1 protein-coding gene is annotated in these 307 nt (G+C 62.9%); it reads left to right on the top strand.

The genetic code is table 11. The annotated features are described in order from the left end of the window. On the top strand, window positions 1–307 hold a 307-nt coding region (locus EOB49_RS35110), incomplete at both ends, for an ATP-binding cassette domain-containing protein (RefSeq protein WP_164781998.1).

Genomic DNA, 307 nt, shown 5'->3' with positions numbered 1-307 from the left:
TCTCCTTCATCGGGCCTTCGGGCTGCGGCAAGACCACGCTGCTGCGCGTCATCGCCGATCTGGAGAAGCCGACCTCGGGGACGATTTCCGTCAATGGCATGACAGCAGAGCAGGCGCGCGAGAAACGCGCCTATGGCTATGTCTTTCAGGCCGCCGCCCTGTTTCCGTGGCGCACCATCGAGCGCAATGTCGGGTTGCCGCTGGAGATCATGGGCCTGTCCAGGGCGGAGCAGGGCGAGCGGATCAAGCGCACGCTCGATCTCGTCAACCTCTCAGGCTTCGAGAAGAAATATCCCTGGCAGCTCTC

The sequence above is a fragment of the Mesorhizobium sp. M7A.F.Ca.MR.148.00.0.0 genome, assembly GCF_003997735.1.
Taxonomy (GTDB): Bacteria; Pseudomonadota; Alphaproteobacteria; order Rhizobiales; family Rhizobiaceae; genus Mesorhizobium.
This window is presented reverse-complemented; position numbering and strand designations above follow the sequence as displayed.